Origin of the sequence: Maritalea mediterranea, assembly GCF_021568695.1 — a bacterium.
Taxonomy (GTDB): domain Bacteria; phylum Pseudomonadota; class Alphaproteobacteria; order Rhizobiales; family Devosiaceae; genus Maritalea; species Maritalea mediterranea.
Window position 1 is genome coordinate 1 of record NZ_JAKGTI010000015.1, and the last position, 237, is coordinate 237.

The 237-nt window shown below is 59.9% G+C and carries 1 protein-coding gene; it reads left to right on the top strand.

Going from position 1 to position 237, the window contains the following annotated elements; translation table 11 throughout:
* The coding region (locus L1I42_RS16185) for an invasion associated locus B family protein (protein ID WP_500796434.1) at positions 1–237 on the top strand (237 nt) is incomplete at both ends.

Consider the following 237-nt stretch of genomic DNA (forward strand, 5'->3'; position numbering starts at 1 on the left):
CTTTTTGGTGACCCATCGCATGGGCACGGGCAAACGCAATGAGGTGGCGACCTTGATCGGTTATCCCTATCAGCCAGGTGCCGAAGCCAGCGCCACCGTGGATGGCAAAGCCTATCCAATGGTCACGGACAGTGAGCAGGACGCGGGGTGGTTGGCCTCTACAGCAGATGAGCCCAGCTTGGTGGATGCGATGAAACGTGGCTCTGAGATGGTGGTGCGCGGTATTTCCACCCGGGG